We start from the raw sequence: 12468 nt of genomic DNA on the forward strand, positions 1-12468 counted from the left end.
CGTGAGCTGACGCAGCGCCCAGAGGTCAGCGATCACGGCATCGTGGCGGGCAGCGATGATGTGCAGGTTCTCATTGAAGATGGCCACCCTCCCGCGGACCTGTCCCAGTACCGGTGTCGCGCCCCAGTCCGGACCGGCGAAGAGCACTACCGTTGCCCCCGTGGAGGCCAGAAGTTCGACACCGGCATCGAGGCGGACAGCGAGCTTGTCAGGGTCGCTCCGTCGGAAAATCAGATCATTGCCCCCGGCGTTGAGCGTGATCAGATCCGGTCGCAGCGCCAGCGCAGGACCAACTTGCTCATCCAGGATCTGCCCGAGCAGCAGCCCGCGGACTGCCAAATTCGCGTAAGCGAAATCCTCGTGCCGGATACTCAACTCTTCGGCGACCCGGTCTGCCCAGCCCCGCAGACCCCCGGGGCTCCGCGGTTCCGGGTCTCCGACACCTTCAGTGAACGAATCTCCCAGAGCCACATAACGGGTCCACGGGTGCAGGCGTGCCGCGTACTCAACGGAGCCACCCTGCGCCGGACCATCGGCGCTGGAAGCGTTCATTCCCTCATACTGCCCCCGCTCCAGCGCGGGCGCTACGCCCACCAGCTCGTCGCCGGCCGTCGCCAGGCCAGGGACGAGAGAGCAACGTTTGGCGTGCAAAAGTGCGCACCCAGGCCAGTGCTGCCACATCCCCCAACGGCGACGGGGCCCGGGGCCTCATTGTTCCGTCCCTGACCAGTCCTTTGTTCTGGCCCGTGCCACGGCCGTTTCCCGCAGGGTCCACCGGGCCACGGCAAGCTGGTCCTCGGCGGCCCCGATAACAGAGGCCAGGGAGCGCAAACGGTCAAGCTCTACGGTCATCCCACTCACCCCTCCTCCGCTCTGTAATGGCCCTTTCTCCGGCAGACAACCCGCCGTAATCTGTGTTGGCTGATATAAATTTTCTATATCACCGGCTGGACGGGAACGCAAGAAGTTCAGCCCCTTTGCCGGGCGGCTGGATCTGCCTGCGGCCACGGGGGATTCGGCCGGGGTTCTGTGCAAAACTGCGGGCGGGACGCCGCTGTACCAAAGGACCGATGCCCTGGCCCCGAGGGGTGTCCAGCCGGCGGAATCGGGCTAGCAGCTCGTGTCCCGGTTCGGGCTGGGTCCTGTTCAGAGTTTGGCGTAGTCGGCGAATCCCTGCCAGTCAATCACCACGCACGGCTCGTCTCCCAGCACCCAGGCGTCGTGCCCAGGGGCCATTGTGGCGAAGATGTCGACCAGCAGTACCAGTAACGCCGGGAAGTTAGACGCGGCAAGGCTCGCCCACCGCGGAGAGCGAATTACTCACCGTCAGATCGCGGCATCGGGAGCGCCCGGCGGCGCCGGGAAAACTCGGGCGAGGCGTATCCTGCGGCCAGGACAACGGTGCTGCCCAGCCTTCCGGCCGTCGTCAGCCCATCCGGTGACCCTTCGCATGCCTCCATCAAGCGCTTCGGCCCCGGCGGCGCTTGGAAAGACGGGAGAAAATCGAAGAAGCGACCAACTTGACTCGGGAAGATGAACTTCGCCGTACGCGGCGACTCAGGCCGGAAGTCATTCGTTTCCGGTGTCGTTCAGGGCGGGGTTGTATGCGGTGAATCCTTCCCGGAGGCGGACGGTGTCCGTGCCGATCATGTCGATGTCGGCCCAGAGCACGAGGAAAGAGCCGCGGTGCCGCCAGCGGAGCAGGTGGGCGATGGGCCAGGGCCGGGCGATGCCGGTGCGTTCGTAGCCCAGGAATGAGGAGGCGCTGTGCGGGCTGACGATCAGGCCCAGCAGCCTGGCATCGGCGAGCAGCTGGCCGGGTGGTCCGTTGATGGTGAACCGGGCATCGGCGACGCGTCCGAGGCGTAGACCGGCAGCGTCGTGGACGGGTGTCCCGAGGAGATCACCGAGGATCATGGCGGCCTCCGGGGATGCGGGCGATGATTTTGTCGCGAATCCAGCGTTCCACCCAGTCCGCGTCCAGGGGCTCTCCGCGGACGCCCAGCCGGATGACGACCCCGACGTCGGCGACGTCACGCCAGGGGATGCGGATGAGCCGGGATGACGGGGGCCGGCCTCCGAAAATCCGTGTTCCAAGGACCGGCCCGGTGAGCAGGGCGGTGAGCGTCGGGGCGGGGGTTCCGGCCGGTATGGGTGTGTCCGGGGGAGGGGCGCTGATTTCGATGTCGTCGACCGTAGTGACCGGGACGCCGTCCACGTCCAGTACCTGCCGGTCCAGCAGGTGCAGCTGGGCATCGAGGGTCCGCCCCGGGGTCCGGAGGTATCTGGGCCTGCGTGCTGTGGTCATGATCCGGCTCCCGTGACGATCATCAGTGGTATGGCGGCGAGGGACGCGGCGAGGATGATGACCAGATAGATCATGGCCAGCACGTTCACCGGGCGGGCGTTGACGTGTTCGCCCATGTACTGGGGGTCGTTGGCCACGATCAGGATGGGCAGATAGGTCAGCGGCAACGCGATGGCCGAGAACACGACCGAGTATTCCGTGACCAGGACGGGATCGACTCCGGTGGCCAGGACTGCCGCGCCGATCAGGAGGCAGATGATCATGGACAAATGAAAGCGCGCGGCCTGGGCCGGGCGGCGGAACTTGCCCCAGGACCATCCAAAGAACTGCGCCAGAGTATACCCGCTGGACAAAGTGGTCTCCAGGGCCGCTCCGAAGGTTGCTGCGACAATGCCGACCAGGACAAAGGCCAGACCGACTTTCCCGGCTGCCTCGGCGACGGGCAGGATGACCTGGGACAGGGAGGTGACGGCGATCCCTGCCGGGAGCAGCACCACGGCGGCGCAGGCGGCAATGGACACGGAGAGCAGGCCGCCGAGCGGAAACCCGACCAACACGTTGATTCTGGACTGGGCCAGGTCTTTGATGGACCAGCCTTCCTCCACGGCCCCGGAGGAGAAAAAGAACACCTCATAGGGCGTCATGGCCGCCCCGAACAGGGCCACCGCGTAATACCAGTACGAGGCTGCTGTTTCCTGCTCCGGGACGGACGGGGCCAGGACCTGGGCGCCAAGGGAGCCCCAGTCCGGCTTCAGCAGAAACAGTGCCACGGCGAAAACAATGAGCGTCAGGCCGAGCAGTCCGGTGACGTTTTCCATGATGGAGAACCTCACCCGCCAGATGACCAGCCATACGGCGACCACGGCCACGGGAACCCACAGCAGATACTGAACACTGCTGGCCAACTGCAGCGCCAGGGCAATACCCCCGAGTTCCGCTGTGACGGTCATCAGGTTGATCAGGAACGACGCGGCCAGATTGGCAAGGCCTGCCCGGGGACCGAGCCGTTCGCGGATGACTTCGAAGGTCGCCCGCCCCGACGCGGCAGCCACCCGCCCGGACATGTTGGCGAACACGCAAATGCCGACCACACCCATTGCGACGACCCAGACCAGGGAGAGCCCGAACCGTGAGCCGACGACGGCGTTGGTGACCAGATCACCGATGTCCACGAAGCCGCCGATGGCGGTCAGGACCCCCAAGGCCACACCGAGGAGACGTTTCATTGTCCCCCCAGCTGTGCCGTCAATGCGGACATCTGGCCGGCGGCAGCCTTCAGCAGCTGGTCGCCGTCCTGGATGGTGGGGCTGCCGTCGGTGCTGGCGACCGCGTCCTGCGCCGTCGTCAGTCCTGAGATGCCTTCATCCAGGACGGCGAGGGCCTCCCGGCGCAGGTCGCGGTCGTTCTGGACGGTAGGGGACAGCTGCAGGAGGCTCGTCCGGGCCGTCTCAAGTTCCTTGAGGGAGTCGTCAAGGGTCGTGGCCGTCGCCGCCATGGTCAGCTTTCCGCTGGCGTCGAGCCCCAGCGCGAGCCGGGCGGTGGCAACTGCGGAGGAACTGTCTTTCACCGCCGTAAATACGGTGTCAGGGACGCTGCCCGGCGCCCCGGCGCAACCGCTCAGAAGGACGGCACCCGCGACGCCGGCACAGACAAGCCAAGCACGGCGGAACGCGGTCCGGGACCGCTGTGACCCGATCGCCATATCCGCCTCCACTTCGGGAACCGGCCCCGGCCGGCATCTGTGGCCTCCGCGGCGAGGACGCGCCTCTGAGCTAGGTATAGCACTCCCGGAATGAAAAAAGCACGGAAAAGAGCGGCTGGCCTAGACGGGGCTTCGACGTCCTGCACCGGCGCCCCGCGTACCCTGCTGGATGCGGCCCAGGCACTCGGATCCAGTGGGCCTCGGGCTCTTGCGGCCTGGCGGGTGCGGGGGTATGTTTTCGCACGCCGTGGACGTCCGGGTTCGCAGTGGGGCGGGACGCGGCGGCGGTGGCTGGCCCTCCTCGGCGTCATTGGAGCACGTTTCATTTGATCCGCTCGATCGCCCTCGTATTTCCCGCGCTCACGTAGGCGACGACGTGCCCCTTCTGTACTCCCGTGCGACGAATGCGTCGAGCAAAGCGGTCGCGTCCTTACGCCATTCCGGTGGGGTCAGGAAGACGGGACCCGAGGCGGGACCCGCCTTCGGTGACTAGGTAGTTGCGGCTGGGGTCCAGCCTGTCGGCTGACCTGGCGCATGAGTTTTGCCTGAACGGGGTGTCCGGAGTCTCCCGCTCTCCAAGCCTGGCTCCGGAAGGCTGAACTTCGGGAAGAGGCGAGCGTCAGGCTGTAATTTGCGCGGAGAGTCTATCTGTCCGGCCGAAGTCGCGGTCCGGATGGCAGGCCGCATGACGCCGTTAGATTCCAGCTGCACGCACGTGCTCGGCTGTAGGCGGCAGGGTCCACGCCAAGGGGGGGCATGGTCCTTGCCGGAAGGTCACCATAGGGCCAAGTGATGTGATCTACGCCAGAATGTGCTGCAACCCGAATTGGAACCAATTCGGATATTTACCGTGTGCACTCAGGAGTAATCTGAAAGGCATCACCAGCAATGGTGCTGGTGCTGACCAAGGAGTCGTGCCATGAGTGTCGAATCAAGCTCCGCGGCCGGGACCGTCCCGGCGGGGAGTGGTCGCAGGGCTGAAAATCTCCTACCAACCCAAGACGCTGTTGTTTCTCCACAGGCGAGTACCAGCCCACCTTTTGCCGATCCGGCGGCTCTAGGACTGGGCGCTTTCGCCTTGACCACGTTTGTCCTCAGTGTCATCAACGCCGGCCTGATCCCGAAAACGGTCGAACCGGTAGTCCTGGGACTGGCACTTTTCTACGGCGGCTTGGCGCAGTTCGCCGCCGGGCTCTGGGAATTTGCCAACCGCAACGTCTTTGGCGCCACGGCGTTCTGCTCATACGGAGCCTTCTGGCTGTCTTTCTGGTTCTTGAGCCAGTTCAGCGCGGGCAGCCTTCCGGCAGCGGACGCCAGCAAGGGAGTCGGCCTTTACCTTCTGGCCTGGGCGATCTTTACGGCCTACATGACCATTTCCGCGTGGCGCATCAGCATGGGCGTCTTTGCCGTCTTCGTCTTCTTGACCCTGACGTTCATTGCCCTGTTTCTTGGTGCCTTCTTCGGGGCAGCCGGGCTGTCAATGCTGGGCGGCTGGCTGGGGATCGTGACGGCGCTGGTTGCATGGTATTGCTCCCTCGCGGTGGTTGCGAACTCCACCTACAAACGGACTGTTTTTCCCGTGGGGCGTCGGTGAAAGGCCATGGTTACAGACCCCACAGAATCGGTTGAGACCCTCGCAAACCTGATGCGCGAACAGCGGCGCTTTCCTCCGGAAGAGGGCTTTTCCGCGCAGGCTAACGCCACGTCGTCGGACTATGCCGCAGCAGACGGCGACAGGCTGGCGTTTTGGGCGCGGCAGGCGGAGCGGCTGGACTGGTCCCAAAAATGGAATGAGGTCTTGGACTGGTCAAATCGGCCATTCGCCAAGTGGTTCGTCGGGGGCAGGCTCAATGCCGCCTACAACTGCCTGGACCGGCATGTAGCTGCCGGCCGCGGAGATAAGGTCGCCTACTACTTTGAAGGTGAAGGCGGGGACACCCGTGCCATCACGTATGCCCAGCTCACCGACATGGTCTGCCGGGCAGCGAACACGCTGACCGATTTGGGTGTCTCCGCTGGAGACCGGGTGGCGATTTACATGCCGATGATTCCCGAGACGGTCGTGGCGATGCTGGCCTGCGCACGAATCGGGGCACCGCACACAGTCGTGTTCGGCGGGTTCTCGGCGGACGCGCTGCGGACCCGGATCCACGACTGCGACGCGCGTATCGTCATCACCTCCGACGGCGCCTACCGCCGCGGGAAGGCCAGCGGGTTGAAGCCCGCGGTCGACGAGGCCCTGATGGACTGCCCTGATGTTCGTAATGTCCTGGTGGTCCGCCGCACTGGCCAGGAGGTCGATTGGACACCGGGCCGGGATATTTGGTGGCACGAATCGGTGGAGCTGGCTTCTGCCGATCATGTCGCCGAGCCCTTCGACGCCGAACATCCCCTGTACGTGATGTACACATCGGGCACCACGGGCAAGCCCAAGGGCATTCTGCACACCACCGGCGGCTACCTCACGGCATGCGCCTACACCCACTGGGCGGTGTTCGACCTCAAGGCTGAATCCGATATTTTCTGGACCGCTGCGGACATCGGCTGGGTTACCGGGCATAGCTACATCGTGTACGGTCCCCTGGCTAACGGTGCTACTTCCGTGCTCTACGAGGGCACGCCGGACACCCCGCATCAGGGCCGTTGGTGGGAGATCATCGACAAGTACAAAGTCTCCATTCTCTACTGCGCCCCGACGGCTATCCGTACGTTCATGAAATGGGGTGCCGAGATACCGGCCAAGTACGGGCTCAGGAGTTTGCGCGTGATCGGCACCGTAGGCGAACCGATCAACCCGGCCGCATACATTTGGTATCGCGAGAACATCGGACACAACCAAACGCCCGTTGTGGACACCTGGTGGCAGACCGAGACCGGCGCCATCATGATCAGCCCGCTCCCGGGCGTTACAGCCGGAAAACCGGGCGCCGCCATGAGGGCGCTGCCCGGGGTCGTGGCGGACGTCGTCAATGACGCGGGCGCACCTGTGTCTAACGGTTCCGGCGGTTATCTGGTGCTGAAGGAACCCTGGCCATCCATGTTGCGCACCATCTGGGGAGACAACGACCGCTACGTGGAGACGTATTGGTCACGGTTCCCGGGGCTCTACTTCGCGGGGGACGGCGCGAAGAAGGACGAGGATGGGGATATTTGGCTTCTCGGCCGGGTGGACGACGTGATGAACGTGGCAGGACACCGGCTTTCGACGACGGAGATCGAATCGGCGCTGGTCGCCCATCCGAAGGTGGCCGAAGCCGCCGTCGTCGGAGCCCTGGACGACACGACAGGGCAGGCCATTGTCGCCTTCGTCATCCTCCGCAGCGAGGTAGGCGACGGCGGACCCGAGGTCGTGCAGGAGCTGCGGGAACATGTGGCCAAGGAAATCGGCAAAATCGCCCGGCCGCGGCAAATCATGGTCGTAGCGGAGCTGCCTAAAACCCGGTCCGGCAAGATCATGCGACGGCTCCTCAAAGACGTGGCGCAGGACCGGCCGATCGGGGATGTCACCACCCTGGCGGACTCCTCAGTCATGGAGCTGATCAAGGCGGGCATGCCCGGCGGCGGCGCGGGCGGGCTGCACTAGTTGGCGCCCAGGAACTGCCGTCAAGACACCCGTGACACGATCTCACTGAATTTCTCCACCCGGTCGACGCCTTCGCAACCGGAACCTGCAGAGTTTTCGGGTGATCATGGCCGGGCTGTACATCCGTTGGGTGCACTTCGCAATGGGCCAGAACGACACGGTAGGTCGGGTCCAGGGTCCCTTCGGCCGCTTCGCGCCGGCGACCGGCGAGCCTCCGGGCCATCGACCGTTTACCCGTCTGCCCAGAGTGGTCATCGGGGGGGCTGGGCCTCTGCCGTGACCCAGGCGATGACCTCGTCCATGCGGGCGAGACCTTTGGGGAGGGATAAGGACTTGGTGCGGCAACGGCCTGGTGCTCGGCCTCGAGCCCCCCGGGTCCTGGCGGCGGGCGATATCCAGTTGGTATCCGACGGCGGCGGGCTGGGCGCGCACGAGGGCAGCGATGCGTTTCCGGCTCAGCCCGAGCCGGTACATCAACACCCAGTCCGCGTCCGGGGCGCGCCGTAACCGGCTGTCCATAGCGGAGCCCATCCTGCCATGGCCGCCCCGTGATGGGCCGGCGGCGTGGAGGCCAGCGACGGACTTCCCGGTCCGGGCTTTGCCGGGCAGCACTTCTCGCGCCTGAGGACACCGAACGTTGGTGGGACTTTGGCAAGACCATGTTCAGGGTCAATCCTTGGCCTGGGGCAAATTATTTTGCCCCACGGCGCCACGGCGCCACGGCGCCACAGCGGTCTCAGGCGAGTGCTTTGCGCTTGATCCTTTCGTAATCGGCGGCGCTGATGGTTCCGGAGTCCAGGAGTGCCTTTGCTTTGGCGATCTCCCCGGTTGGGCTGGGCGCGGTGACGCTGCGGATGTATGCGTCCGAGGCTTCCCGGTGGGCCCGTGCCCGTTCCATGGACCGCTCGGCCATGCCCTTGCCGCGGGCAATCACGTACACCAGCACGCTCAAAATGGGCACGAACACCAGGAAGAGGACCCAGACTACTTTCCACCAGCCGCTCAGCGTGTGGTCGCGGAAGAGGTCCCCGAAAACGGCGAACAACGCCCAGAGGAAGGCGATGAACGCGTAGACGAAGAAGAACCACCAGAAAATCTCCCAGAAGTTTTCCCAGAAACTCATGTCGTCTTCCCTGCTTTCGGTAGGAGCGGTGTTGTTAGGGACTGCATCCGGGGCAGGACTGAGGCCAGCTGAGGGTCTGCCGAAAGGGTATGGGCGTCAGCATTTGGTCGCCGTCTGGAGGTCACTGACCGCGGCCTGGACGTTGGCGGCATCGTCGCGCAGGGACGCGGCCGCCTGGGTCAGGGTGGCGTCATCCGGGACGGCTCTGACGGCCGCGTCGAACTTGTTTTCGGCCGTCTTGACGGCGTCCATCTCGTCTTTGGCGACGTCCTGGCTGGCCTTGGCCAGGTCGTCGTAGGTCTTGGCGACCTGTTCTCGCGCCGATTTGATCTGTTCTATCGTGGCGCCCGGTTTGAGTGTCTGTTTGAAATTTGTCAGGGATGCGGCGTAGGCGCTGGCGGCCGTGCATGCCTGCGAAACGTTCTTCTCCGCTCTGGCGCTGCTGACGGATGTGCCGGGGCTGGATGTGCCGCAGGACGTGAGCAGCGCCAGGGCTGCCGCGACGGCGATCGGTCCTGCAAGGATCGGGTGTTCTTTGGACATCGGGGGCTCCTTTCCGAAAGAGAGTGTGGCAGGGAGCCCTGCCACACGCAGGTATACCCATTCTCTGTCCGTATGGCGGCGCGGACCTCATCCCGGGAAGGTGATCCCGGGTGAGTATGCAGCATTTGTTCAGAGCGGGGTGGCAGGGAATTTTTTCCATTGGCGGTGGAATTGTGCTTCGGCTTCGAGTGCAAGGGTTTGTTCCAGCGCGTGGAGTCGTCCGTAGCTGAATCCGTTCTCGCCCAGGGTGAAGGCCTCGGCGCCGAGCCTGCGCAGGAGCTGGCGGGTAACGACGCTGTCCTGGTGGTCACCGAGGATTTTCTGGACGCCGTGGGCGGCGTCGGCCAGGCGGGCGGCCTGCTTGGGGTTGACGGGGGCGGCGGCTTCGGCGGCGTACCGCAGGCGTTTCCCGTCTTTCCGGGCCTCGTGCAGGGCGGGGTGGTCACCGGTGCCGGCAGGATGACGCTTGGCTTCCTTGACCGCGGTGCGCAGCCGTTTGACGTCGCGTTCGACCATGCCGGGGATGACCTTGACCGCCGGTTGGGAGGCCAGTGCCGAGAGGTGCGGGACGGTGACGAGGGCATCGAGGGAATCGAGCAGCCGGAAGTAGCGCTGTCCGTCCAATGCCTTCAGTGCCTTCTCGTGGGCTTTCTGGTAGGCGCCGCCGAGTTCAAGATCAACCCGGCGGGTGACCGGTCCCATGACCAGCTCGCCGGGTTCGTGGGCGACCATCTCCTTCAGGCGTGCGTGCATGACCTCGGCGTCACGGGCCTCACCGAGCACGCCGGCGAGCCATTTCAGTTCCTCGCGCAGGTTTTTCACCGTCTCGGCATCGTCCAGCAGTTTCCGGTAGGTGGCCAGCACTGAACGCATGCGTCTGGTGGCTACCCTCATCTTGTGGACCGCGTCGTGGGTGTCCTCCCGCACGAGGGGGTCCTGTTCCTTGAGCTCTCTGACCTGGTCCTTGAGGTAGGCGAGCATGACATCGCCGGCGGGTCCTTTCCGCTTCGGTGCCGGCACCGGCCCGGGGGATACCGGGTCGCGGTTCAGGGCGCGTGCGAGTTTGGACTGGTGCGTGGACGGCCTGGCGGCCGGCGCTGGCGAGCCGGTCCTGCCCGGCCTCGAGCAGTGCCCGGGGGCCGCGGTGATTTCTATTTCCCATTCCCGCCAGCGCCGGGTGCCCGGGATGGGGGCCAGCACCTCAGCTTGGACCCGGTCATCGCTGATGTCTGCGAGGACGGCGTCCTTTTTGTTCCTGAGCCGGTATACGGTGCGCTTGGTCCTCAGCCTGGCCACCGGGACCAGGGTCTCGCCCCTGGTGTGCACGCGGACCAGCCGGAGGAGGGCGTCGGGGACGCCGTCGTCAGGCTCTCCGAGGGGTTCGCGGAATTCCGTCCGCTCGTCGGAACCCGCGGCAGCTTCAGGTGCCATCCGCCGTCCTCGCCGCCGGTCCGGCGGCGCAGGGTGACCGCCGCGGAGGCCAGGCGCAGGTCCTTGGTGTCGAAGTACTCGTCCTCACCGCCGTTGCATTCTTCTCCGTTGCAACCTGGGCCCGGGCCGTTGGTGTCGTCCTTGCGGGTCTCAGCGCGGTCGTGCAACTGATTCTCATCCCGGCGCAGCCGTGGTGGTCCGCCATCGTCATCGCCATCGACGAGCTGATCGTCTACGCGATTGTCGCGCACGGCAGTGAGTTACGGACCGCAGAAACGCCGCCAAACGTCCGCTCCTGATCGGGTGCGAACTGATTTCCGCCCGGACGGGGACGGCGCGTAATCCCAGGGCGCGCCCACGTTCACCACGGCCCGGTTTCGACACACGCCTCGCCGGCTGGGGCAAGGACGGCCAAGCCCAGGCCTTTTGAAAGCCGCAGGTGACCCGCGTTTGTTCCAGGAGAGGCTCCCCGGGAACCGATGCGGCTGGCCGCAACGAGCTGGCGGCGGGGCCCTCTCACTTTTGCCGGAGCATTAATTGGTTTAGCCTTTGGGAAATGGGCCTTGGCGTATGAAGGTCCGCTGATCGGGGAGCGCCGGATGGGGTCCGGCGCTGGTCGCCGTAGTCCGGCGGGTCGGCCATAAACATCCGAATGAGCGCGTCCGGGGTCTCACGGACAATCAGAACGGAACGGCTATGATCGCTGACCCCGAATTCCTCCCGCAGCAGCCATTACCCGGCCGGAGCGTGTACTTGCTGGATGACCACGAGGTCGTGAGGCGCGGCCTGCGCCAGGTGCTGGAATCCGAGGGTTTCAGTATCGCCGGAGAGTCTGGGTCCGCGCGGGAAGCGGTCCGGCGGATCGCGGACGTCCGGCCGGAACTAGCCATCCTTGACGATCATCTCCCCGACGGTTCCGGGGCGGAGGTGTGCCGGGCCATCGTCGCGGCCGGTCTTGCTACCCGGTGTGTTCTCTTGACTGGGGACGCCGACGAAGAGGTGCTGATCGACTCCATCCTCGCCGGCGCGTGGGGGTGCCTGTCGAAACAGGATGGCAGCAGTGAACAGCTCCGGCTGATCCGCCGCGCATTGGCTGGGCACACTGCCTACAGCGGTCGGTTCCGGCCGGCGCTCCTGGGCCAGGTTCACAGCCCCGGGCCCAGCGGCCCGGATGAGAGGCTACTGACCCTGACGAGACAGGAGATGAATGTCGCCGTCCGTCTGGGTAAAGGACTGACCAACCGCCAGATCAGCCGGGAGATGGGGCTCTCAGAGAAAACGATCAAGAACATGGTCTCGGCCATGCTGACAAAACTCCGTATGGGGCGCAGAACCCAGATCGCCGTTTTGATCGTTGGGGCCCTGGACCACGCCGAGGACCCCGGCTACGGCAGCTACCGGCTCAGCCTGCTCCCGGACCGGGTCGCGGATGTCACGGCGGCGCTGCTGAACTGCACGAGCGAGACCCGCACCGTTCCGCCCACGGAAGCCGAACGGGCAGAGGGCGCCCTCCGACTTGCCGACGCCCTTGCCGCAACCTGGACCGGCCCGACGGGCCGCCGCCCACGGCTCAGCCGGGCATAGCAGCCCAAGGCCTTGGCAACACGGGTGCCGCACCCAGGAAGACGCACCCCGGCATCAGGTCTTGGTACTTATCGACTCGCAGCGTCTGATCTATGCGTGCCGGCCACCGTCTGGGACATCATCACCGGTATTGGAAACTGCCGGCCCGGGATTCCGCACCACGGCAATTTCGGGCAGCATCCGAATGGGGCACG

13 protein-coding genes are annotated in these 12468 nt (G+C 65.3%); 4 read left to right on the forward strand and 9 right to left on the reverse strand.

Features of this window, described 5'->3' with window-relative positions; genetic code table 11:
• From B5X90_RS17085 to B5X90_RS17110, 6 genes are all read right to left on the reverse strand, one after another.
• The coding region (locus tag B5X90_RS17085; RefSeq protein WP_143264796.1) for an SGNH/GDSL hydrolase family protein at positions 1 to 552 on the reverse strand (552 nt) is incomplete at its 3' end.
• Positions 553 to 708: 156 nt separating this feature from the next.
• On the reverse strand, positions 709 to 852 hold the full coding sequence (locus tag B5X90_RS21300; protein ID WP_179129181.1) for a hypothetical protein: 144 nt from the start codon (positions 850 to 852) through the stop codon (positions 709 to 711).
• A gap of 717 nt (positions 853 to 1569) precedes the next feature.
• Positions 1570 to 1917 (reverse strand): PRC-barrel domain-containing protein, encoded by a 348-nt coding sequence (locus B5X90_RS17095; RefSeq protein ID WP_079555151.1) that lies wholly within the window; start codon positions 1915 to 1917, stop codon positions 1570 to 1572.
• A complete protein-coding gene (locus B5X90_RS17100) occupies positions 1904 to 2308 on the reverse strand; it encodes a hypothetical protein (RefSeq protein ID WP_079555152.1) in 405 nt (134 codons plus the stop codon). Before B5X90_RS17100 ends, B5X90_RS17095 begins: the two co-directional genes overlap by 14 nt.
• Positions 2305 to 3534 (reverse strand): Nramp family divalent metal transporter, encoded by a 1230-nt coding sequence (locus tag B5X90_RS17105; protein WP_079555153.1) that lies wholly within the window; start codon positions 3532 to 3534, stop codon positions 2305 to 2307. Before B5X90_RS17105 ends, B5X90_RS17100 begins: the two co-directional genes overlap by 4 nt.
• Positions 3531 to 3875 carry a hypothetical protein gene (locus B5X90_RS17110; RefSeq protein WP_143264797.1) on the reverse strand — a complete coding sequence of 115 codons (345 nt, stop codon included), beginning with the start codon at positions 3873 to 3875 and terminating at the stop codon, positions 3531 to 3533. The genes B5X90_RS17105 and B5X90_RS17110 overlap by 4 nt, the downstream gene beginning before the upstream one ends.
• Before the next feature lie 1054 nt (positions 3876 to 4929).
• Here B5X90_RS17110 and B5X90_RS17115 point away from each other — a divergent pair.
• Together B5X90_RS17115 and acs are read left to right on the forward strand one after the other, a co-directional pair.
• Positions 4930 to 5604 carry an acetate uptake transporter gene (locus B5X90_RS17115; protein WP_079555155.1) on the forward strand — a complete coding sequence of 225 codons (675 nt, stop codon included), beginning with the start codon at positions 4930 to 4932 and terminating at the stop codon, positions 5602 to 5604.
• A 6-nt stretch (positions 5605 to 5610) separates the two neighbouring features.
• Positions 5611 to 7593 carry an acetate--CoA ligase gene (gene acs, locus B5X90_RS17120; protein WP_079555156.1) on the forward strand — a complete coding sequence of 661 codons (1983 nt, stop codon included), beginning with the start codon at positions 5611 to 5613 and terminating at the stop codon, positions 7591 to 7593.
• Between the two features lie 736 nt (positions 7594 to 8329).
• On the opposite strand, the gene B5X90_RS17125 is transcribed toward acs, so the two are convergent.
• From B5X90_RS17125 to B5X90_RS17135, 3 genes are all read right to left on the reverse strand, one after another.
• Positions 8330 to 8716 carry an SHOCT domain-containing protein gene (locus B5X90_RS17125; RefSeq protein WP_079555157.1) on the reverse strand — a complete coding sequence of 129 codons (387 nt, stop codon included), beginning with the start codon at positions 8714 to 8716 and terminating at the stop codon, positions 8330 to 8332.
• Between the two features lie 96 nt (positions 8717 to 8812).
• Positions 8813 to 9259 (reverse strand): hypothetical protein, encoded by a 447-nt coding sequence (locus tag B5X90_RS17130; protein WP_079555158.1) that lies wholly within the window; start codon positions 9257 to 9259, stop codon positions 8813 to 8815.
• 129 nt (positions 9260 to 9388) lie between these two features.
• Positions 9389 to 10690: a CYTH and CHAD domain-containing protein gene (locus tag B5X90_RS17135; RefSeq protein WP_079555159.1), complete on the reverse strand. Its 1302-nt coding sequence runs from the start codon at positions 10688 to 10690 to the stop codon at positions 9389 to 9391.
• Here B5X90_RS17135 and B5X90_RS21040 point away from each other — a divergent pair.
• Together B5X90_RS21040 and B5X90_RS17140 are read left to right on the forward strand one after the other, a co-directional pair.
• Positions 10684 to 10989: a DUF7144 family membrane protein gene (locus B5X90_RS21040; protein ID WP_179129182.1), complete on the forward strand. Its 306-nt coding sequence runs from the start codon at positions 10684 to 10686 to the stop codon at positions 10987 to 10989. The genes B5X90_RS17135 and B5X90_RS21040 overlap by 7 nt on opposite strands.
• 397 nt (positions 10990 to 11386) lie before the next feature.
• Complete coding sequence (locus B5X90_RS17140; protein ID WP_079555160.1) at positions 11387 to 12274, forward strand: response regulator; 888 nt, start codon at positions 11387 to 11389, stop codon at positions 12272 to 12274.
• Positions 12275 to 12468: the final 194 nt, after the last annotated feature.

Source organism: Arthrobacter sp. 49Tsu3.1M3, assembly GCF_900168135.1.
Lineage (GTDB): Bacteria > Actinomycetota > Actinomycetes > Actinomycetales > Micrococcaceae > Arthrobacter.

What these genes read in the sequence shown, in the direction of transcription:
- B5X90_RS17115 (WP_079555155.1), top strand. Translation starts at nt 4,930, where the DNA reads ATGAGTGTCGAATCAAGCTCCGCGGCCGGGACCGTCCCGGCGGGGAGT.
- B5X90_RS17105 (WP_079555153.1), bottom strand. Translation starts at nt 3,534, where the DNA reads ATGAAACGTCTCCTCGGTGTGGCCTTGGGGGTCCTGACCGCCATCGGC.
- acs (WP_079555156.1), top strand. Translation starts at nt 5,611, where the DNA reads ATGGTTACAGACCCCACAGAATCGGTTGAGACCCTCGCAAACCTGATG.
- B5X90_RS17140 (WP_079555160.1), top strand. Translation starts at nt 11,387, where the DNA reads ATGATCGCTGACCCCGAATTCCTCCCGCAGCAGCCATTACCCGGCCGG.
- B5X90_RS21300 (WP_179129181.1), bottom strand. Translation starts at nt 852, where the DNA reads ATGACCGTAGAGCTTGACCGTTTGCGCTCCCTGGCCTCTGTTATCGGG.
- B5X90_RS17130 (WP_079555158.1), bottom strand. Translation starts at nt 9,259, where the DNA reads ATGTCCAAAGAACACCCGATCCTTGCAGGACCGATCGCCGTCGCGGCA.
- B5X90_RS17135 (WP_079555159.1), bottom strand. Translation starts at nt 10,690, where the DNA reads ATGGCACCTGAAGCTGCCGCGGGTTCCGACGAGCGGACGGAATTCCGC.
- B5X90_RS17095 (WP_079555151.1), bottom strand. Translation starts at nt 1,917, where the DNA reads ATGATCCTCGGTGATCTCCTCGGGACACCCGTCCACGACGCTGCCGGT.
- B5X90_RS17100 (WP_079555152.1), bottom strand. Translation starts at nt 2,308, where the DNA reads ATGACCACAGCACGCAGGCCCAGATACCTCCGGACCCCGGGGCGGACC.
- B5X90_RS17125 (WP_079555157.1), bottom strand. Translation starts at nt 8,716, where the DNA reads ATGAGTTTCTGGGAAAACTTCTGGGAGATTTTCTGGTGGTTCTTCTTC.